Origin of the sequence: Bacteroides sp. AF25-38AC (assembly GCF_003602995.1) — a bacterium.
GTDB classification, from domain to species: Bacteria; Bacteroidota; Bacteroidia; order Bacteroidales; family Bacteroidaceae; genus Bacteroides; species Bacteroides uniformis.
Genome location: NZ_QTMD01000014.1, coordinates 104,679 through 126,432, shown reverse-complemented (window position 1 = coordinate 126,432; position 21,754 = coordinate 104,679). Strand labels below are relative to the sequence as shown.

The window sequence follows — 21,754 nt, the reverse complement described above, 5'->3', positions numbered from 1 at the left end:
GTCGTCACATGGACGTCAACCCCGACTACCATAGTGATATGACTGTCCGCGAGTAACATAATCAGACTATTTTTGGTTTCTCAGTGAGTATTCCGCATCGAGTTTGGCTGCCAGTTCCTTTGTGGAAAGCTGCCAGTCCTCGCCATATAAGTCAGACATACGTTTTGAGATTTCGTCTCTTTTTGACGAATCAAGGCTGTATGTTTTGTCAAGATAGGTAGAGGCAATAAATGAGAGATTGATAATCTTTAAGTCTTCGTCAGAAAAAGAGTATCCATACTCAAATGCCTCATTTAAGATCGGTTCGTATGTAAGCCTGTCTTTTTTCAATGCCATAAGTAGCGCATAGTTGTATTCATTTACAACCTCGGTTTTCATATCGACCTCTTTGGCTATCTTAACGGCTGTCATAAACTGTTTGATGGCTCCTGTTATATCTTTATTGTAACTGTGTACAGTTCCTTTGTAATTATAGAGTTGTAACAGGATTTGTGCGCAATCCTGTTCATCATGATATTTGGGAAGGACCAAAGCTATTCCTTTGTCAAACAAATCATGGCAGAACCCGGCTTCACGATGAAACCTTACCATGAATCCCCCAAACATAAGGTAGGACGAAGCCATAAATGCCGTTCCGCCAATTTCACGGCTTAGCCTTATCAGTTCATACCCCAACTTCTTTGCTTCATCCTTGTTACCTTTCGATGCAGCTTCCCCAAGTTCGAACAGACATTTCCGATATTTTACGTTCGGGTCTTGTGGATTACCTTGGGTCGCAATTTCTTTGTATGCGCCGGCCATATTCTGATTTGGGATGTCTATTAGGCATATCCTGCCTTTCATTTCAGACAGCAGGATATCATAGACCTCTCGCTTTTTATAGTCAATCAGAATAAGCGCAACCCCTGCGGGCAGTCGCTCGGCTATTTCCTTTATTACTTCATTCAGAGCTTCCACATCGCCAATGCGGGATATGAAGAGGGTTATGCCGAGTAGATTGTTGTCTCCGACGAATTTCTTGAAACTTGTAACAAGACGAATATACAAGTCTCGTAGTTTATCTGCACTTAGAGAACTGACAGAGGTCAATTCTGACTTGAATGAAGAAAAATCCGCCCAATCCCAATCGGGATTTTTCTCTACATCCATGGAAAACGAATCTATCCACGTTTTTATCAAGAACTTATAAAAGTCTGTTTTATCATTATAGTCGGCCTTGAAACCGACGATTATATCCGATGTACAACCATGTTCGGAGGCTTCAAGCCGTATGAATCCTTCTACAATTTGATAATCGGTTGGTTCGCAAACGAGACAATAAATCTTTGCATCGGGAAATTTCTCCCGATTTTCAATCCATAAGTCTTGTATATTACTAATTCTTATGGCTATCGGATTATGTTCGTTATTTATCATGGATTAAAATTAAGTAAACCGCCTTTTATATTTGTCATCGCAGAACCATCCACATCAACAGTTGCTCCCGTTGCTTTCAGTGTTGCAGATGCTTTTATGTCGATTGTAGCTGCCTCTTCCTTAATGGACGCATCACTTTTTATTTTTGCCTCGGACTTACCTTCAAAAGTGGAGGTCTTACCAAGTACCTCAACCTCTGAATCGGCTTCAATTCTTATCTTTTCGTCAGCAAGTATCTCCAATTCTTTGGAATGGATAGTTATTTTGTCCTTAGCATCAATGGTGATGGTATTGTCACCGTTCAAGATGATTGTGCTTCCGGTTGGATCTGCAACGGTAACGCTTCCTTTTTCATCATCAAGCGTTATGGTACAACCGCTGCGGGTAGTCAGGCTTTTTGTTTTGTTTGAACTGCCGCCACCGGTACCTGACTTTCCATGGAATAAGCTGCCAAGAACAAACGGACGGTTCGGGTCGTCATATCTGAATGCCACCATGACTTGGTCTCCCTTTTCGGGTATGAATACAAATCCTCTGTTTGTGGGCACCTTGTCGCTTGTACCTGCGTCAGGAGTGAGTACCCGTATCCACGAGGTTTGCATCGGACCGGTCTGCCAGTTCATCTTGACTTGGACACGACCTAACTTTTTCGGGTCCTCGTTGCTGACAACCACGGCTTGCTGTGTATGCGCGACAGGCAGAGGCACATCCGGGCATGGAAGGGTGGGAATAGAGGACGGAAGTGCGGTGAAATAGTTCTGGTAACTGTCACCCATGCCGGCTACGTGGGTTATTTCTGTGATGATATAGGTGCCGATACTGTTCTTGACGAATATTTTGATTCCGGAATGAATAGCGGTGTGGACATCTATGATACTGCCCACCGTGAGGGTATAGCAGTCGCTCTCTCCGGTGACAAAACAGGATGCGGCGGTGTCGCCTTGCTGCTTGCGCTGGAAGTAGGCGTCAAGCTCACCCTTGTTGGTGATGCGTGGTTCCGAACGTTGTACGGCGGGAGCGGTAAACAGTGCCAATGACGAGTCAAAGGCCGCTTGTCCCAATGTGTTCTGTCCGGCTGCGGCATCAGGGGACTGGCCGTTATAGGTCTGGTCGTTCACCGAATGGTAAGAACTTCCCTTTATTGGTCGGGCAAGTGCCTGCGAGCAGACATCGAGCACGGATAGTTCCTCGCCGTATATCAGCTTGGTCGTTGAGCCGGGCTGTGGCTTCCCGAAAACAAGGTTCTGTCCATCGTAATAGAGCCATTCCTGATATTGGCGGGCAAGCCGTTGTATGAATCTGAAGTTGGTTTCCTCGTACTGGCATTCGTATTCCAGCTTCGATTTCGTTTCCGGATCGACAAGAGCTTGCACTCCTGCCTTATCTGTAAGTTCCTTAACGATGTCAGACAAGGACTTGTTGCACCATGAGGCACAAGTCTGGTCCGACTCCAGTAGGAATGTTGACGAATATCCCGTCACTTTTATATTTCCGTGTGTCCCACCGGCACGATGAAGTCCTACCATGGTGGCGATGCCGATGAAAATAGTGCCGCCGAAGTCCATGATTACTTTTTTCCCAATCCAGTCCTTTGACACATTCGGTATTTCCACACCATAAATTTCTACGGCCTGGATATCCAGCGTTATCTCAAAATAGTGGTGCTCATTAATGCTCTGTTTGAGCATCAGTTGTACAAACGACGGCATGGGGATGCCGGCTATTTCCAATGTGACTTTTTTTTGTTCCAGCATGGCGGCATTATATTTGACGGTTTATATCCAAATTGCCAAAGCCGCCCGGCGGAAGTCCGTCGGACGGCCTGACAAATGTTTTGATTTTAGGATTTACCTATGTACGCCGATTTATTTCTTCGGCCAACGGTTGTCAAGAGCTGCGCTGCCGACAGTGATTTCTTCAGCGGAGAACGTGATGGTGATTGTCATAGGCACATCGTTGTTCGCGTCCAGAGTTTCCGAGTAGTGAACGATGTATGCGTTCTTGAACTGGATTTCCTTCATCTTGGCGTCCTCCTCCGTTTTCTTATAGGTAATCTTACCTTCTACGGGTTTGAAAGCACTGTTCAGCATTGCCTCGATAACAGAAGTGTCTTCTGTTGATTCGATAGTTACTTTTACTCTACCGCCCAATACGCTTGAAGAGGGCATACCTTTAGAGTCCGTGTTACGACTGAACTCATAGTTTGAATAAAGGACGTCAAATTCCTTGTTGTTAAGTTCTAATGATGCTCTAAATGCCATAATTCGTTGGATTTAATGAGTTAAACTTAATTTTTACTGCGGTCTCTCCGTCCTTGCGCCCTAACCGGTATAGATGCAAAAAAGAGAAAACCTCAAAAACGATTTTTTGAAATTTCCTCTCAGCCTCCGGATGACTCAGTTTTATTGTGGGAAAAAGAGAAGAAAATAAAACATCATCTTTGATGTGAGCAAATATAAGTGCTTATCTTCATTTCTCCAAATTTTTTAGCGCGTTTTTTTTGCTGTTGTTTTCATTTTAACACGTTTTAAACTAATATTCGTGTATAAAGCCACTGTCCTATATACTTAGGAATGTACCCCGTTGATGATGTGTCTCTATTGGATTGATTGCCAGTATTGTAATGGTACTTTCAGAAGACGTTTCATCAGGGACGGACGAACCCGTCGGAACGAAAATTGCTGCCGGAATACAGAAAAAACGGTATCCACCGCATGAAAGTGGCAGATACCGTTGGCAGATTGACTATGTAGTCTGAATCTTTGCGTATATCCTAATTCTTGCGCCCATATCGGCAGATAAGCAATGAACTTAATACCAGGAGTGCAAGGGCAATCATCCATGTGTATATCTTCCGTTCCTTTTCCAAATGTTCGATGTCCGCCGCTTGTTGTTTGGAGCAAGTTGTCAGTATATTAATCTGGGATTGTTGTACCTTGCAGATATCCATAAGTTCAGCATTAATCCGTTGCTGTGTCTCCAGCGAAGTTTGGATGTTCTTGAAGTTACGGTTGGTCGTATATGCGTCGCGGATATATCCGGGTGTGCTTACCTGTAACGACGGAACCTGTATGCTGTCCGGAAGGTATGTCAGTTCTGCATTATTGCGCCGCTCTGTTGCGAAGCTGTTGAACAGGAGTATGCCGACGAGTGTACCGCTAATCAGAAAGGCTATTAACGCTATGATGGCAAACATTGTGTTTGACGGTTTCGCAACAGGTTGTTGGTACTCTCGTTCAAGCCATGGATGATGGTTCATCGTGTGAGGTGGTATGGATGTTCCATATTCCACAGTCCGGACTTCGGCATTTTCTTCGGTCTCTTTTTTCTCAAGGGCCTTGCGTCTTGATATATCCATAAATTCGCGCTTGGCAATCTGGTATTTATCTGCTTGATAAATGACAAGGTCGTTTTTTACCAGCCAGTCAAGAACGTCCTTGACACTCCGTTCTGATACCTTGAGGTTGCTGATGCTCCAAAATATCTCTGCACAAGATACCCATATTGGTTTCTGGAGGCACTTCTGATACAAGATTTCAAGTATCTCTGCCTGTAGTTGTTCTCTTGTTGGTTCCATTTATTTACAGTATTAATTGTTTCGGAATAAAATAATATTTCTTGCCGGCTATGAATACGGGCCTGAAAAGGTTGCGTTGATACATATCTTCCAGTCTCTTCATCTTTGAAATCAGGGCTGTATAGCCACTGTTAAAGTCTGTCAGCTCAACCTTTCTTTTCTTCAGTTTCTTCACCTTTGTTGAATTTAAAAGGCTGTCATTGGCCATGACTCCCGTCTTATAATAGAAGATTTGAGCCAGATATGGATTTCTGGGCAATACTTTTCGATAGAAACTTCTGTTTATGCTTTTCTTTTGCCGCTTGAATTGCTTGCGAAGCACTCTTAACTCCTTTTTCCCTATGTTATCTGAAAACTCCGGGAGCAGTCCCCTGTAGCTTTGCAGCAGTCCCATCACTTCCCTGTCATCGAGTAGATACCCATATTCGTATCCGTTCATTATACTGTCCGCTACGGAGACCTTTATATAGTAGGTGTCATTCACGCTGTTTCTATCTATATCGTCAAGGCTCGTGCTGTCAGGATTTTCCGTATGATAGAATATATGCGTCAATTCGGATGTGGGACGGCTTCTTAGGACACCTATATTTCGCTCATAATCTTTAAGCGAGTGCAACAGTAGGCTGTCCGTCTCGAAAGATTGCCGCAACACGGAATCCAAGGCTGTTTCCAAAGCGTTGCTTTCCAGCCTGTTTCGACCTTTAGGGAATAAGATTCCTCCTACCGTAAGGCTGTTGTATGGGGCATCATACAGATATAAGTTGGCATCCGTAGCTTCTATGTTCTTGAACAGTTCCGTCTTTACCAGTCTGTTGTCTGCGATATAATTGGATATATGGTCTATGTATTTCGTAGAATGGCTGTCCAGAATGGATTTGGCCTGCAATAGGAAGTCCTGATACGCAGTGCCTGACGCTCTGTCTATCTGGGCAAACAGAAGCCTTGCCGGTTGGGTTGCCAGCCACGAGAGTTGTTGCTCGTGCAAGGATAAAGTTTGCTTTGACCCTAAAATGATGAATACATTGTTGCTGAAACGGCTTTCGTTATCATAGCAGGAGATTTGTTTGATAGCCCCGCCAAAACCGTAAAACGATGATTGTTCCTCTTGCTCGTTCTTTCGCTTGGAAGAAATGGATCGTTTGATATAGTCGAGCCAGGCTGAAAAGTCCTTGGTGGGAGCCAGATGTCTGTTTACTCCATTGGAGGATATGCAAGTTGCCGAGAATGTGTAGTCATATCCGGGCTTCATTTTCAGCTTTAGGTTCTGTAGCACATTGATATATGGGGATAGATAAGGCAGGTCGGTATCATTGAACAGCACATGTATGTTCACGTTTTTGTTTTCCGCTTCCATCTTTCGGACATCGGAAACCATGATGTCTCCGCCTTTGATATTGATAATCTTATTCCAGTTCTTGTCCCAGACGGATAGAGGATAGTTCAGCCGGATATTCCCATCCGTTATAGGCCCTGCCGGGTTTCCATCCAAGTTGAACAATATCGTACCCTGAATATTCGCATTATGTAGTGCCAACGTATCGGGATACATCAGGTTGACGGTACATAACAAAGAATCACGGTATCGTGAATAATCAATATGATACACTTCATTCTGGCCGACTTCTGCAAGAAGGTCAGCGGGAATCCAGCCTAAAAAGCGTTTGGTACTGTCTGATAATGCGGGAGCATTGGAAATCAATGCGGATTTGCCGCTCTTGTCCAACTTGTATAGGTAAACAACCTCTCCGCTGACAACTACCGCATCCGTTGTTGTTTTCAGAAACGGCTCTCCGTATATTTTCAGGGTATCTCCATTGAAGAATTGATGGATATCGAACAGCTTGTTAATGCTGTTTATGCCTATACGGTACCTTATCGGCTGGTTGTTGCGGGGATTGATATAGGCATGGTCGTACATCAGTATATTTTCCGATGGTATCCATCCGGCATAATTGACTTTACGGGGTTCTTTAAAGTGCCTCTTGCTGTTATACAGGAAACCTATAATCGACTTGGGCTTGCCTGTAATGTCAGGGTCGGCCTGAACGAGTTTGTAGGTTCCGTTCTTTTCACCTACTATGTAATAGGGTGTACCAATCCCGTGTGAAGACCGCTTACGCTGGAAATACGGGTCTTCATAACTTTGATTTCCGGCCCTGTCCGAATAGACAATTCTGTTTGTCTTGCTTTTCTTTGTTTTGACAGGTGCTTCCGTTGATTCCGGATAATTGAATATATCCCTATCCATTATTTGTATCCTGTCGCGGATGGACACTTGGGCAGATACGTTGCACGCAAGAGTCATCATCACGGCCACAGAAAACAGATTTCGTATGAGATTCAGTTGTTTCATTTTTCAATATAACTTTGTGTCACATGGATGGACTTGACGCAATTCAAATCGTCAATCTTCACATCATCAATACTCACACGCTTTTTCCTGTTGCTCTCAAGAAAATGCAGTCCTTGGCAATAGCCGTTGAAGTCATTGTATTTTTCATCATTGATGATGACCACTACCTGGTCTGCATCAATGCAAAAATATTTTTTACGGATATAATTTGTATGTTCGTAATAGACCGACTTTTGTGAGACTTTGGCGTCAGCTATGGCTTGCAGGTGTTTTTTAATATCATTCTGTACCAGTGCCAACGAATCTACCGTGACCAGTTCCTCTGCTTTTTCAAAGCGTGGGAGAATGGTTATACGGTGCTTCACCGGATATTTCGTCGTATTGGTTTGTAATGAGATGGTGTATTCTCCCGGAATATCATACGAATATACGACTTGCTGTTCGTATGCGTCCACAGTACCGCTTTCGCCAAATTCCCATAGCCATGTGTCCATGCCATAGCCTTCTGCCGAAAAGACCAGCTCTTCGCCTTGATAACCCTCTGACACTCCATTTATACGGGGTATGGAATCAATGGCCTCATGCTCCAGTCCTGAGATAACCTTGATATACTTGTTTACGGAGTGTTTTCCGTCTATTTTCAAAGTAATAAGATATTTTCCGGCCTTACGATAAGTGTATGACACATCCGTATTTCTCATCAGTGTATCGCCGTTTCCCATTTCCCAAGTGAGCCGCTTGCCTTTAATTGCTGCCGTATCGTTGACTAACAGCTCCAACCGCTCATTGACCTCATAATGAAAATTATCATTGGTGTCATACACATAAAAGTCAATATTGGCAAGGTGCGACTTCGAAGGCAGGAACAAGAACAAAAGGATACCTGCCATGGCAACCAGTCCCAATATGATGATTGTTATAGTTTTCTTATTATCCATCGCGAATGTTTTATAAATTGGCTTTACATTCTTCCAAATCCCGTTCAATCAGTGCGTTGTTGTGTACCAGACTGTTCAATTCCTCTTTGATGTCGAATTGGCATTTAAGCACTCTGGAGGACAACACGCCGAAAAGGAATTTCGTATTCATATTGTTTTCCTTGTATATATGCTGCAATTGGTAAATCCCATCCTTCACTTCGTCCATCTTTTGTACCTGATGGATGTTGAAGTCCAAAGAGTCGATTTCATTCCAGATGTTCTGCGCCTGCTGCATATGTGTATGCTGGATTTCAAAAATGCGCTCGGAATGGTTGATGTCGTTTATCAGTTCCGAACTGTCCTCTGTCGGTACGTCGAGTATATACCGGCAAAGTATGATATAAATTGCGGCTACTGAGAAAATCAGCAGCAGGAGAAAACGGATATTTCCCCATAGCACTTCGTCTTTTGTCATGGCTTCGTCAGTTTATTCTTGGTTAATTCCTGATATTTGATTCTACACTTTTCAAGTTGCTCCATGTTGCTTTCACGCTGTTTGCTTTCGCGGTCAAGGTCATCCATGGATGACTGGATGACACGAATCTGTTCAAGCATGGCTTTATACACTTCGTACTTGCTTTTATCGGCCTGCATCGCAATGTCATTTTCCATCAATAACCGTTTTTTGGTTATCAGTTTTTGCATATGCTTGTGTTCACTCGAATTTCGCCGTTTGGTCTTCAGATTGTTCAGGTCCCGGAACAATTCTTCTATCTGGAAGTTAAGTTCTGCCTGTTTCTTGAACACATTGTCATATTCGGCCTTCTTGCTTTCAAGAAGGGATATTCCCTTTTGTGCAGTCACAATCGTTACGACACCTCCGGTTGTGGTAACAATCAGTGCGATAGCGAATACCAAAGTAAATCGGAGTTTCGCTTTCAAACGAGCTTTTTTGTTTTCTGCTTCCATACTTGCTATGATTTAATCGCTCAACCTATAAACGACCATGACCGTTTCTTCTGAGCTTCTATTGTTTCGTGACTTTCGTCTCCTACTATAATATTCTCACGAACCATTCCGATGTATTCCAGTTCACTCATTTTGTGGAACATATTGCTGAGCAGTGTCACAAGTGCCCCTGCCGTCTGCAATGATTGGTTTATATTGGTATGGTCATACACAAGTTTGGTTACGCTCTCTATCTTCGTGATAAATTCAGAGGGTGTGACATTGGTCCACTCATAGAAGTATTGGAGCAATTGTTCTCTTTCCGTTTCGGAAAGACTTTGAAGAGCGGAGTTCAGACCGTTTGCAAGTTCATTCACGGCCTGCACAAGATATATCGGCGGTTGCTCTAAGGCTATTTGCTCAATAAAGAAGATTCTTGAGTTGTAAAAGGCAGAGAAAGCCTTACACAGCTCAAATGTGTTGTTGGCAAGCGTATCTCTACGCTTGTCGGCAACATTCCTGCTGTAAATGAGTTTCACGTCTTCTTTTATCGACTGTAGGGTACGTGCCAATTGGGAAATGAATGTTTTAATCCCATCGTGGCAAGCGGAATGTTGTACAGGTGGAATATATTGATGATTGATTTTATAGGTATTCCCTTGTCTGCATACCTCTGCCACCAGCAAAAAATTCTGGCTGTAGAACGATTTGTTGACTTGGTTCTTGGGGACGATATGGAGTTTTATGCTCGGCAAGACATACGGGTGATGCAAAGGCACCTCTTCCGGGTCCGGTTCACCGACAGGTATCAAGTGATATGGATCTACGGATATTAGTACCATATACTCGCTGTCTTCGGCTTGCAGGCCGGATTCTGAAATGGTTGCACTGGGTTTCTCATCCCCGTATAAACCGTCGTAATAAACGATGGGCAGACCGCCTTTGGTGATTGCGTTACAACTTTTCAGGCGGACACATAGAGTGGACATGGTATCACCTGAAATCTCAATTTCAAGATTGTCACCTATCCCTTCAAGAACCTCTCCAAGGCCATAGTTATAATTGGTCAGGCTCCTTCCTGCTTCGCGGTTGAGAGCTTCCGTTTGGCTATACTGGTTTGCAAAGAAATGCTTGCTGGTCAGCTTCAGACCATTGACCCAGTTTACAGGCAAATATGTTAGTGTTTTCATATATTATGATGTTTTTGTTTCTACTTGTACTCGCCGGATATATATCGTTTGGTTATTCTTAATCTTATTGCCCTCACTGGTCAGAGTGGGGTCAAGTATTCTTATGAGCAATGGGAAGTTAAACCATTTTGAGGTATAGAACATCCATCCGATTTGCATATCTTCCTTTTCTGTTTCAATCTTGTTTTGGGGGAAACGCCTGTTTTGGTCTTCGATAACCCAATTGAACCAGTTTCCAAGAGATATTTCATTGGGCAGTCGGACAACCAGCGAAGCGTATGTCGGGTCTTTTATATTCCGTTTAATCTTGACTTTGACCGTTCGGAAACCGAAGTTGTCTATGTTGTCCCAATATTTCCGGTCAAAGGTTCCATAGCTCAATTCCCATGGGGTGTATATCGGATGCGGGATGTCCAGGAACAGGGTTCTGCTGTACATAATCAGATACGGGATTGCAAACCACAGGATATTTGTTGTGTTCCATAGCGAATAAGGCAGCTTGCTTATCAGTTCAAACAGTAGATAGTAGCACCATCCGCCTAAAGCGCATATCGTGGTTAGAGTGAGAATGACCGCTGTTCGGGAACTGCCAATACCGATTGCTCCGAACAAATCGGAGGTTGACAGTTTGCAGAACAATGCTCCAAGGAGAATATAGGACAGTACCGTGAATGTCAAGCCTCCCCAGACGTATTCATTTTTTAGGAAACCGAACAGGCTGGGTAAAGCGACGGCAATGGAAGCCAGAAGAATGAATATGATTAATTTCTTCAGGCTAAGTTTGCTCTTGATCGTTTTTATTCCGGTCAAGATAAATATCATCACGGCTACAAATAATGGAGCCAATAAATAACGTGCAAAGAAATATAGCAATATCTTCATATTATTAGATTTTTCATAAGTTCATATTATATCCTAATCGGTTTTCTCCGAGTATAAAATCCGTTTCTCCACATACCAGATAATCAACTTCGATATTTCTTGTTGAAAGGATGAAAAATTCAAGTATCCGGCGGACATTGGATAGATGCGTTTTTACCTCCTCATAGTCATCTGTCGGAGTATCAAGGATGATTGTGGCCGTCAAATCATCGGTTTCACTTATCATTAGACCATTAAGGCCTAATGTCTGTCCGATACATCCAGAACCGACTGAAAGGTAAACCGTTTCATCAATCTCATGGACTTCCAGTCGCAGTTTCACCTTCAATCCCAAAACGATAAGGAACAGTTGCTCGATAGCGGGCAGGTTTTCTTTATACCGTTCTGCATTGCAAAGGAATAGGAACAGCTTATATTTCTGATGGGGAGTAATGGATAGCTCGACATTTTCCATTACTTCAATCATCTTGATGAAGTTCTTCTTGGAGTCCGGGTCGGAAAAGAAATTCAGATGGCGGTTATTGATACGGACCTTTTCTTTGAAAAATTCAGTATCAAAGGGTGCAAAGAATTGAATCAGCTCTTTATCCTGTTTTTCATTGGCTCGGATGGCTTCAACAATCTCCTTATTGCTCATGCCCGGTGTGCTAAGTACCAAGGGATGAAATAGTAATTCCGGCAATTGATGGTAGATGCTGTTTCTGGCCAGATTCAGCAATATATATTCTTTGCCGGCATTTGTCGTTGCGACATGCTGTTCCGAAACGCTTAATACATCTCTGGATTTCACACGACTGTTCATACCATGGCAATTAACCATAGTATGGTCCAACAGCCGCCGGTCAAGAATAAATTGGAGTTCATCATAAAAGATTTCTGCGACGAAATTTATTGCCTGACTTCGTTGGATGCTTTCCAAGGGTTTCTTTTGCGCTAACATTGTTCCCATATCAGTTCTCCGTTTCGATAGTTTATGACGATGTTGTCACCCGGCCTGATTTGCTCAGAGACAATCAGGCGAGATACGGACTTCTTGATATAAGTTCTTATGACTCCTGCAATCGGACGTGCGCCGTATTTTGGAGAATATCCTTTGTTTGCCAGATGTTGCAATGCTTCATCCGACAAATTCAACTGGATGTTTTTCTGTTTCATCAGTTGTTCTTGCAATCTTCCAAAATGGAGGTTGAATATCTGTTTGGCGACATTTTCATCTATTGGCGCAAACGGAACCACCTCGGTGAGACGTCCCAAAAACTCAGGTCGGAAATACTGTGCCATAACCTCGATGAGCTTTCCGGAATCAGGAGTATGCCCGGATTGTATTTGTTCCACAATCCACTGGCTTCCGATATTGGAAGTGAAAATGATTATAGAATTAGAGAAATCTCCTTCCCGGCCCAGTTTATCATGTATTTTGCCTTCATCCATCATTTGCAGGAAAACATCATAGACACTGCTATGGGCTTTCTCAATCTCATCGAACAATACTACCGAATAAGGTTTCTGCCTGATTTGAGTGACCAGCAGACCACCTTCCTCATATCCTACATATCCCGGAGGTGCACCATACAGCAATGCAGCCGAATGTTCTTCCTTGAACTCAGACATGTCAAATCTGATCATGGCTGATTCGTCATCAAACAGTAACTCGGCCAGTGATTTTGTGAGTTCTGTTTTTCCCGTTCCGGTAGGACCAAGGAAGAAGAATGAACCTATAGGTTTCTTGGGGTCGCTCAGTCCGCTGCGTGATTCTATAATGGCATCTGATAAAGTCGTAATAGCCCGGTCCTGTCCTTTGACCCGTTCTTGCAATTTACTCTCGATGCTCAAAAGTCGGTCCTTCTCGCGGGCTTGTATCTTTCCGATAGGTATATTGGTGCATTCCGCTACAATCGCTTCTATTTCCGAAGAGCGTATCTCTTCAATGGACTGGTCGGATAGCATCTTTAGCTCTTTGATGATGCCTGACAAACGTCCTGCTTTTATCGTAATGTCATCTTCTTTGTCCCACACATAGTTGTCTGACAGTTTGGTAGTCAACACGACACTGATTTTGCTGAACACAGAGCGGTACAGCAAGTACAGTGGTCCTTCAGATATTTTTTCGTCGAGACTCCTTATTTTCTCAAAATCCGTTTCTAAATCAGATATACTGGCTCGTGCGTTCTTATTGCATAGCCGGACGGCAGCGGCGGTTCGGTCAAGCAGGTCGATGGCGGCAGATGGCAGGCTTCGTTCCTTAAAATATCGTTTGGAGAGTGCGATTGAGTCTTTAATACACGCATCTGAGATTCTCAGTTCGTAATAGTTTTCAATCCTTTTTTTATGTAATTGTATGGCACTTTCCAGTGTAGTCGTATCCAGTTCTTCAATCTTTATGATGTCAAGACGCCCTTCTATCGGATGCTTTTCGATATTCTTCCGGTAAGAGTCGTTCGTGAGTGTGAGAACAAGATTTGCGGCCCCCTCGCTGATTTGCGCACTTAATATGTTGACGAGTGTGGATGCCTTGCCTGATGCGCTGTTCTCCAAAAGGACCTGTAAATCATCAATCACCAGCACAGCTTGTTCCAGTTGGTTGAGTTTGTGCATTAGATTGACAACTTTTTGCGCTATCTCCGTTTCAGACGAGGTTGATGCGAGCAATTTTGCCGTATTGAGTCCGACAATAGATATTTGCTTTAACATCTCGTCTTCATTCTCACAAATATCTTTGACAAAGGCGTTGATGATGGAACTCTTTCCGATACCGGATTCACCGACAATCAGTATGCCCTTGTTCTCTGAGCGTTCGAGGCATTCTAAAATAGTACGGACCTCTTTCTCCCTACCTACGACGAAACCGCCGGCATTGATGGTTTCTTGGTTTTTCAGGTTGTCGGCATAAGGAACGCTTGCTGTTATCTGCATTTCCTCTCCCTGGTAAGAATACAACGGGGTAAGGGCATTGTAGTGGGACAATATGTCATTTTCCGAAATATCCAGCATCTCTATCTGCTGATGCGAATACACGACACCTTCACGTAATATGGCGGTAAACACACAGATGGAGTCTATGGAATCCGCTCCTAATTTAATTTTAGACCGTTCGGACTCATCCAAGACTTTCGACAGTTCTTCGTCAGGTTCCACTTCTTCTGTGGAAGTGCCACTGGACCTATACATTTCGCGGTGGGTGTCAAACCATTCCATTATGTAGCCGACATCCTTCTGCATCGAGGATAAGATTTCTTTTAGGCCCGTGTTTTCTGCAAACATGGCCATGACAAGATGTGACACGCCGAACGTGTTATGCTTGTCTTGAAGTGCCATTCCTCTTGCTATCTTAAGGGCAGACACCAAACTTGGACTATAATTGCTATCATTCATACGAATTTGATTTTATAGTTTGAATTACATACAGAGCGTTCAGTCAAATCTTTTTCAAGATAATGAGCCAATTCTTCCAGATTGGGAATTTCATCTTTATCAAATTGTCCAAGTTTTATCTTGACCTCTGTCACTCTGATTAATCCTTTTTTGCTGTCAGGAGATATAGCCACGCCATTACCGACTTCGACTGATTCAACATATTTTCCCAGCTTGTGCAACAGGTAGCTTTTGATGTCTTCTTTAGATATAATCCGTTCCCGGGACAACAGACCGTACCTTAAACTATTTATAAGTTCCTGTTCGCCATCATGCGTTGTTCCTCCTTGCATACAAGTGCGCAACATGATGCCCGAAGCGTCATATTTTTCTATGTTGAATTGTTGTATCAGTGTGCGTTCGTTGAAACCGTTCGCCAGAGATCCGGAAGTTACCCAATATTTTATCTCGGCATTGGTCGCATCTTTTTGGGGGACACTTAAAACAAAGGCTTTTATTTTGTTATCTCCTTTTAGTGTGGCCTCCAATCCTTTCTCTATATCATTTATCTTGTTGAACAACTCTTTGAGCTGCGTCGAAAGTGCATCCGGATTCATTGAAGCGAAAGCACTCCCGTCTTCTTTCATTAATTGTAATACTTTTGAAATTAATGAGCGGGCACTGTCCGAATCAAATCGTTCAAGGTCGCCAAAATACAAGCTGAATATACCTGTCGGATTTTCTTCATACTGGTTCAGCCGGTTTACATATTCCCGGCCTTTGTTATCTTGGAACGAGCGTATGTTCAAGAATTGTGTACGGCTCGGACATTTCAGGGGGATAATCCGTCCGGTGGAACGGAAATTATGCTGTTTGTAAACGATTTGTCTGTTTACAACCGGAAATGTGTTCAAATATACTTCCAGATTTTCAAGACTTTCTTTCGTGAATATTTCCGGAAAGGCTATCTTGACCCAAAAGAGACTCTCAGAGTCATCCGGGATCTCACAGTCGGACACATAACCGGGAAACATTTCTCGGTAGGTCTGTTTCTCTTTGGAAGCGTCTCTTATACTCACATTAAAATATAGGTCACTATAAAAATCGCGGATTTCATCAAAGTAGTGTGCATTACTATATGGATCTTCAACATGAAGGCCTGTTTTTGCATTCAGCAGGTTTCCAGTGCAGTCATAGAAGAAAGCCATATTCATAAACGGAAGCAGCTCCATGTCGGAAGGCTTGATGCAAAACATCACAGAGTCCATTTTTTGTAGGACTTCTTTAGACACATCCATCCCGACCCAGACGCAATAATCCGCTATCCGGTTTTTAGGGTCAAGGAAGCGTGTTGGAGTGCTAAAGCCATCGGTTGAATGCCTTATGCTATCGTTATATGCGATTGCTCTGACTTTTGCGTCAACCAGTTTATAGGAAAACAAAGGGGTTATAAAGACTTGAATATCACCTTTGCCAAATATGTTCTTCTCTGCATAAAAATGATCTTCGGCATCAAGCTCGCAACATTCCCCATGATTGGGGGTAATAGTCATAAGCGCATGGGCCGGCTTTGGCAGCGACCATTTGTTTCCTATGAGTATTCTGGACAGACGGTGAAGTATCCGTGAGTCGGACTGCTCTATTTCTTGATGCAGTTTGTTGGACTCATGGGCAAAAACTTCAAGCAGCAAATCTATCACGGGGTCCATATCGCGTATATCGGATACACCCCAGAACTCCATAGCCTGCTTTAATATTCGTTCCTTTATTGCAATTTGTTTCTTGTCTGCCATAGTTCGATTATTGTGATAAAGGGCTTATATATAATGAGGTATTGAAACTGAATTTCTCGTTGGTTCTATCCATTGTTCCGGTCACGGTTATTTGTGCCTTTCTTCGGATATGAGATACCTTATCTATATTTTCTTCTTCTATTTCCAAAAGGGTGACGTTCACATCTACATTCCGTAGCCTCTTTTCATATTTCTCTATCGTTTTTATTAAGGAGTTCTTTACCCCTTCCTCCCAATCGCTGATTTTCACAAGTTGGTTGAACTCAAGGTCCCATATCATGGAACCAAAATCTTCTCGCCCGATAACTTCCCCATGATGAGAAAGAATCAGTAGCATGATGTGTTGGGCTATCGATTCCTGATAGGAACACCTTTGCAATTTCTTGGCGACAGCCGATTGCAATTGTAATGGCATTTTCAGGTAAGTCATACTATTCTTCTCTTTATTCTATTTCGCAAATATACTATTTTCCTCATTAGATGCCAATAAAATACCCCTAAAAATTTGACGGTTTCAGAAATAATTCATATATTGCGCACGGTCATAAAACCAAGAGAGAGCTATAAAAAAAGTATGATATTAAAAAGTAAATGCTATGGCAATCTACAATTATGGAATTGGAGGCAACGAAGTAAAAGTCGATGCGAACGAATCCATCGCGGAAATCCCCTCCAACCGAACTTTGATAGTTCAAAAACTGACAGATGAAGCTCCTGCGGCTCCGGAAAGTGTGTATGGTTTGGAAACCATTGAAGATGTGTTCCAACGTTTTGAACCAACAGTTGACTTACGCCACGTGGATGCGGAAGGTAATGAAGTCAAGGAAATCATGACATTCACCGGACTCGGAGACTTCGGGGCCAAGAAGATTAAAGAGAAAAGTGATTTCTTGAGTAAACTTGACATTGAGAAAGAGCAGGGTGTCCGAATAACTCGCCAGCTTACTTCCAACCGCGCTTTACAGAAAGCACTTGAAAACCCGGAAGTCAAAAATGCCATTATGGACGTGATTGAATCATCAATCGAGGAGATTCTGGCAAATCAAAAGAAAGTAGAACTTTAATCTTTTACTAAGATGAAGCAGGAAACTCAACAACAGACAGCCAGTACGACAACCTCACAGAAAGTCGTATCACAACAGGCGCAAAAGTCATCTGCATCGGCAATAGACAAGCTCAAAGAATTTGGTGGCTTCGCTTTTCTTGAAAATATCATAGATGGATATTCCAATCTTAATCCGGCACGAAAGGCCCGTCGCAACATCTTCCTCACGGATGAACAGTGGGAAAATGAACGTAAGGCCTTGGTGAATCGCTTAAGCGTATGGCTCAAACTCCTGCGTGAGAATGACACTGCCGAACAAATGCGGGACAAGGCCAAGGAAACCGCAGAAAATGCCGAGAACCTTCTTAATCATAACTTGAAGAATGCTCTTGCCAGAACACGTGAACTCGAAAGCGCATACCGTACTATTGCGTTCTTCTACAAGAACACGGAAAGTGATAAGGTGAAGAATATCACCATTGTCAATGCGACTATGGAGCAGCTTCAGGATTTGGACAATACCATTTTTGCTGACCACATTAGCAATGAACTCAAACAGAATTTTGACCGTCTTGACCTGCGTCGCAACTACTCGTTGCTTGTCGTTCCCGGATATATAGGTTCAAATGCCATTTTGGACAAGTGGTCCAAGATTGCATACGAGAACAAGGTTTTTCTTGTTACAGACTTTCAAGATCTTGAAACTCCGGACGATGTAGTAGATATATTCTTCAATGCCAATCATACGGGTGGAGATGTATTCAAATCGAATACTATAATGACCTGTAACTGGTTGCTTGGTCGTCAAAGAGAGGAAAGCGTTGGAGAAGAAGAAAACCTTTATATTCCGCCATCTTCTTCACTTGCCGGGAAAATATACAAAACTTTAATGTCTCAGGTAGTGGCTGGTAAGAAATTTGGTGGACTTAATGAAGTAGAAAGTGTACGCTTCGACCTTCGCAAGAGTGAGATTTCCGAACTTGAACGTATGGGTCTTGTGCCGATGGTGAATGAGTACAGCAAGGTTATGGCTTTCTCTGCCAAGACATTATTCAATGGAGATAACCTTGGCTTGCAGACCTACTCCGTAGTTCGTGTATTCGACTATATAACGAAAGTATTGATTGACTTCCTGAACCGTCGGGCATTTGAGAATTGGACTACTCGCACGGAAGCTGATTTACGTGGTCAGGTTGTGAAATTCCTCGATAGTGTAATGGGACCGAACAAGCTCATCGAACGCTTCAAGGTTATGAAGATTGAACAAGACCCGAATCAGAAAGACCATGTGCTTCTTGATATCCACATCACACCGTATTTCCCGGCAAAGAGCTTCGTGATACAGCTTGCCGGTCATAAAGGCGATAATCCGGAAGATGCTATTTGGGAAAGTGAATATCGCCAAGAATAAATTGGATAATTTTGAATTTACAGATGGGCATAATGTATGTCCATCTGTAAATCATTTATTCACTTATATGAATAAAGAAAAGAAAGAGTATTTGGATAAGAATAGGTGTCCGTAATCAGATGAGTATCCTCAATAGCGTGGCGAAATCGGACAATCTCTTGCACACTTATGTACAAGTGAACGAGGGGTAAGCCAAAGGAGCCATACTCTTTTAGCCTCATGCTATACCGTATATTCACAGAAAAAGCATTATTATGCAGCTTGCCAGTCATAAGGATTGGTTGCTCTGAAGGTACAATACTGGACGGTAAATATCATCAAGAATAAGTAAAACATTAACGAGTTGTATATTTGCCACTTTAGACAAATATTTCTCGTTCATATAATAAAAAGGTCTGAAATGGAAATTACTTTGCAGCAATTTGAGGCAATGTGCCAAAATCGACAATTACATAATGGTTATGTTGAAGGTTTAGGGTGTGTATTTTGGCGGTCTCGCTATGTCATATCATCTGATACAACATCTACTGAATCATTTTCCACACCTTTCTATGAATTGGTAGTGATAAAGGATGAGAAAAATATCGAAAGTGGATTGCAACCATTAGAGGGGCTGATAGACAAGGGAACTACTGCTTTGTCTTTATATGGTATTGCAAATTCTTTTGAGCAATTATCCCAAAAACCTATTGTCATTGGAGAAAAGTATATTCAGATAAACAGACAAGGTACTTTGGTTCGTAATCCCAATAGAGTATATACAACAAAAGGTGAAGTTGCGAAAGGTGTAGGTAGGAAAATCTATATTGCAGGGCTTGTTATTGATACAGCGTTATGGATTTCTGGTAAACAGACTTTTTCCGAGGCGGCATTAAATATGGGAGTGAACACGGGCATTTATATTATCGGTTCTTATTTCCCTCCAGTTGGAATTGCTCTTGGTATTTTATGGTTCATAACCAGTGTCTCAAAACGTCCATATATTTCCCCGCCAAGTTATGAAGAAATACATGGTACTATTACTCCCGCAGATGCAACAAGAGTTGACCGTCCTTATTATTGTGAACCAATGAGAGTCAGGCCCAATCATAAAAAACATATATTAAGACAAGGAAAATGATGCCATAACACAATGAATATAAAACGTAATACATCCTCTTTCAAAGAAAAAAATGGAGTTTCATTTTTCGATAATATATTTTATTGGATTTGGACTACTGTACCGTCAAAGGGATTTCCTGACCGTTCTTTTGTAGTTGTTACGGTATGTCAATTTTCTTATGTGTTGCTTTTTGTTTCTATTTTGTTGACTCTATTTGATGAGCAAGTTCAACTTTGCATATATGACAAACCAGAACCTATAGCTATTCCCATGCTTATATTGTTGATAATATTATCTTTTATCAATTTAAAAATATATGATGAGAAAAAATATCAAAAATTGGAACATGGCTTTAGACTGATGTCTGTTCCACAAAGAAAAAAATATAAAAATATTTTTTTTATTTTCTTGTTGACTACCATATTAGTTATATTAGTTGATATAATGCTTCTTTATTCTTATAATTCTCATATGAATAATCTAACATGAAGTTTTCTTTATATGAAATCATTAGGGTCTCATTTGAATTGACTTCTCTTATCGCAACCGGAAACTATCAGGGATTTGATGTAGATGTGCAGCAAGTCTTCTTCGTGTAGTAAGTGTTCTTTTTTCAAATTGGAGATTTTTCCCATAATATAGCAATAAATAAGCAAATTCATACGTCTATTATTGAAATACAAATTTATTGGCAACGTAGTTTTTATATTCTGTCTATTGTTTGTAAAGCATAAAAATGTATATTTGCAACAGTCCCAATTGCTCTATTTCAAAACAAATTAAAAGAGAATGGAATAGCTGTATAAATACATACAGCCTACCTTGGGGTATTATCGTCAATTCAGAAAAGAAGAAGTTTATCGAAAGCTAAAATAAAAATATTTCCTTTTACTGATTTTTACAGATTTATTTTTATAACATACTATATAATAGTGAAACAGAAAGAAAAGAAAGCTCGAAATAGGAGGACAAATGAACAAATAGACAAGGATGTAATATCTGAACTTGAAAAGCTTGTAGCTGAATATGGTTTTGGCAATGTCAATTTGAGTGCATTGATGAAAACTGCAAACATAGAAGCCAATGTGTTTTATAGAAGATACGGCTCAATGGAAAACCTTTACGACAGGCTTGCTAAGCAGTATGATTTCTGGATCAATGATGCTATTGACGTTTCCAGCCTGAACATATTGGGACCTAAAAAGTTTTTTGCGGAAACATTCAAGACCCTTTATAGGAGCTTGTCTGATAACACTGTAATGCAAAAGTTGTTGCTTTATGAAATGTCGGTTATCAATAAAACGACAAAGAGAACAGCAGAAACACGGGATATTATGAATCTAAATTTGATTGCGTTTTATGACAATCTGTTTAGACCGGCGAAAATCAATATTAAAGCTATTATGGCAAATCTGATTGGAGGAATTTATTATCTGATACTTCATAGGAGGTGTGCGAAAACCTGTACAATAGATTTTAATACTCAGGAAGGGGAAAAGGTCTTTTTTGAATGGATAGACTTTCTGACAGATGCCATTTTTGACAAACTGGAAGCGTATGAAAGGAATAGAAAAGCAGCTCAAGAAATGCTATCTGACGGCATAAGTGAGTTTAAAATATGTAAATACATGGGTATCAATAAAAATGACTTGAGAATACTGCTTTCAAAATAACCATAGAAATTCACGAGAGCTTTCAAAAGAGTCTAAAAAGTACATATAAGTGATTATGGACTTAATAGTTTAATCAAATCATTGGAGCAAGGG

Annotated in this window: 19 protein-coding genes; 5 read left to right on the top strand and 14 right to left on the bottom strand. The window is 41.7% G+C overall.

Going from position 1 to position 21,754, the window contains the following annotated elements; genetic code table 11:
• Window positions 1–66: 66 nt before the first annotated feature.
• The 14 genes from DWY55_RS11525 to DWY55_RS11460 form a co-directional block, all read right to left on the bottom strand.
• Complete coding sequence (locus DWY55_RS11525) at window positions 67–1,416, bottom strand: hypothetical protein (RefSeq protein WP_117795264.1); 1,350 nt, start codon at window positions 1,414–1,416, stop codon at window positions 67–69.
• Window positions 1,413–3,170: a type VI secretion system Vgr family protein gene (locus tag DWY55_RS11520; RefSeq protein WP_117795266.1), complete on the bottom strand. Its 1,758-nt coding sequence runs from the start codon at window positions 3,168–3,170 to the stop codon at window positions 1,413–1,415. The genes DWY55_RS11525 and DWY55_RS11520 overlap by 4 nt, the downstream gene beginning before the upstream one ends.
• 111 nt (window positions 3,171–3,281) lie before the next feature.
• Window positions 3,282–3,677 (bottom strand): type VI secretion system tube protein TssD, encoded by a 396-nt coding sequence (tssD, locus tag DWY55_RS11515; RefSeq protein ID WP_117795268.1) that lies wholly within the window; start codon window positions 3,675–3,677, stop codon window positions 3,282–3,284.
• A 512-nt stretch (window positions 3,678–4,189) separates the two neighbouring features.
• On the bottom strand, window positions 4,190–4,993 hold the full coding sequence (locus DWY55_RS11510; RefSeq protein WP_117795270.1) for a DUF5457 domain-containing protein: 804 nt from the start codon (window positions 4,991–4,993) through the stop codon (window positions 4,190–4,192).
• A gap of 4 nt (window positions 4,994–4,997) precedes the next feature.
• The gene (tssR, locus tag DWY55_RS11505) at window positions 4,998–7,346 is read right to left on the bottom strand and encodes a type VI secretion system protein TssR domain-containing protein (RefSeq protein WP_117795271.1); all 2,349 of its coding nucleotides are present in this window, start codon (window positions 7,344–7,346) and stop codon (window positions 4,998–5,000) included.
• A complete protein-coding gene (locus DWY55_RS11500; protein WP_117795273.1) occupies window positions 7,343–8,284 on the bottom strand; it encodes a PKD domain-containing protein in 942 nt (313 codons plus the stop codon). The genes tssR and DWY55_RS11500 overlap by 4 nt, the downstream gene beginning before the upstream one ends.
• 10 nt (window positions 8,285–8,294) lie before the next feature.
• The gene (gene tssO, locus DWY55_RS11495) at window positions 8,295–8,741 is read right to left on the bottom strand and encodes a type VI secretion system TssO (RefSeq protein WP_007761343.1); all 447 of its coding nucleotides are present in this window, start codon (window positions 8,739–8,741) and stop codon (window positions 8,295–8,297) included.
• Window positions 8,738–9,235, bottom strand: a complete 498-nt coding sequence (locus DWY55_RS11490) for a type VI secretion system TssO (RefSeq protein ID WP_007761341.1) — start codon at window positions 9,233–9,235, stop codon at window positions 8,738–8,740. Before DWY55_RS11490 ends, tssO begins: the two co-directional genes overlap by 4 nt.
• A gap of 20 nt (window positions 9,236–9,255) precedes the next feature.
• The gene (locus DWY55_RS11485; protein ID WP_117795275.1) at window positions 9,256–10,404 is read right to left on the bottom strand and encodes a hypothetical protein; all 1,149 of its coding nucleotides are present in this window, start codon (window positions 10,402–10,404) and stop codon (window positions 9,256–9,258) included.
• A 3-nt stretch (window positions 10,405–10,407) separates the two neighbouring features.
• A complete protein-coding gene (locus tag DWY55_RS11480; protein WP_117795277.1) occupies window positions 10,408–11,286 on the bottom strand; it encodes a TssN family type VI secretion system protein in 879 nt (292 codons plus the stop codon).
• Window positions 11,287–11,299: 13 nt separating this feature from the next.
• On the bottom strand, window positions 11,300–12,235 hold the full coding sequence (locus DWY55_RS11475; RefSeq protein ID WP_005836832.1) for a hypothetical protein: 936 nt from the start codon (window positions 12,233–12,235) through the stop codon (window positions 11,300–11,302).
• The gene (locus DWY55_RS11470; RefSeq protein ID WP_008669230.1) at window positions 12,220–14,658 is read right to left on the bottom strand and encodes an AAA family ATPase; all 2,439 of its coding nucleotides are present in this window, start codon (window positions 14,656–14,658) and stop codon (window positions 12,220–12,222) included. The genes DWY55_RS11475 and DWY55_RS11470 overlap by 16 nt, the downstream gene beginning before the upstream one ends.
• Entirely contained in the window at window positions 14,655–16,430 is a 1,776-nt protein-coding gene (locus DWY55_RS11465; protein WP_117795279.1) for a type VI secretion system baseplate subunit TssF, read from the bottom strand. The genes DWY55_RS11470 and DWY55_RS11465 overlap by 4 nt, the downstream gene beginning before the upstream one ends.
• Before the next feature lie 7 nt (window positions 16,431–16,437).
• The gene (locus DWY55_RS11460) at window positions 16,438–16,860 is read right to left on the bottom strand and encodes a GPW/gp25 family protein (protein ID WP_005836838.1); all 423 of its coding nucleotides are present in this window, start codon (window positions 16,858–16,860) and stop codon (window positions 16,438–16,440) included.
• Between the two features lie 166 nt (window positions 16,861–17,026).
• Here DWY55_RS11460 and DWY55_RS11455 point away from each other — a divergent pair, with 166 nt between their 5' ends.
• The 5 genes from DWY55_RS11455 to DWY55_RS11430 all read left to right on the top strand — a co-directional run bounded on the left by DWY55_RS11455 (window position 17,027) and on the right by DWY55_RS11430 (window position 21,661).
• The gene (locus DWY55_RS11455; RefSeq protein ID WP_005836840.1) at window positions 17,027–17,494 is read left to right on the top strand and encodes a hypothetical protein; all 468 of its coding nucleotides are present in this window, start codon (window positions 17,027–17,029) and stop codon (window positions 17,492–17,494) included.
• A 12-nt stretch (window positions 17,495–17,506) separates the two neighbouring features.
• The gene (locus tag DWY55_RS11450; RefSeq protein ID WP_005836842.1) at window positions 17,507–18,886 is read left to right on the top strand and encodes a DUF5458 family protein; all 1,380 of its coding nucleotides are present in this window, start codon (window positions 17,507–17,509) and stop codon (window positions 18,884–18,886) included.
• A 400-nt stretch (window positions 18,887–19,286) separates the two neighbouring features.
• Window positions 19,287–20,006, top strand: coding sequence for a hypothetical protein (locus DWY55_RS11445; protein WP_005836844.1), 720 nt, complete (start codon window positions 19,287–19,289; stop codon window positions 20,004–20,006).
• A gap of 12 nt (window positions 20,007–20,018) precedes the next feature.
• Window positions 20,019–20,477 carry a hypothetical protein gene (locus DWY55_RS11440; RefSeq protein WP_005836846.1) on the top strand — a complete coding sequence of 153 codons (459 nt, stop codon included), beginning with the start codon at window positions 20,019–20,021 and terminating at the stop codon, window positions 20,475–20,477.
• A 443-nt stretch (window positions 20,478–20,920) separates the two neighbouring features.
• The gene (locus DWY55_RS11430) at window positions 20,921–21,661 is read left to right on the top strand and encodes a TetR/AcrR family transcriptional regulator (RefSeq protein ID WP_117795283.1); all 741 of its coding nucleotides are present in this window, start codon (window positions 20,921–20,923) and stop codon (window positions 21,659–21,661) included.
• The last annotated feature ends 93 nt before the right edge of the window (window positions 21,662–21,754 follow it).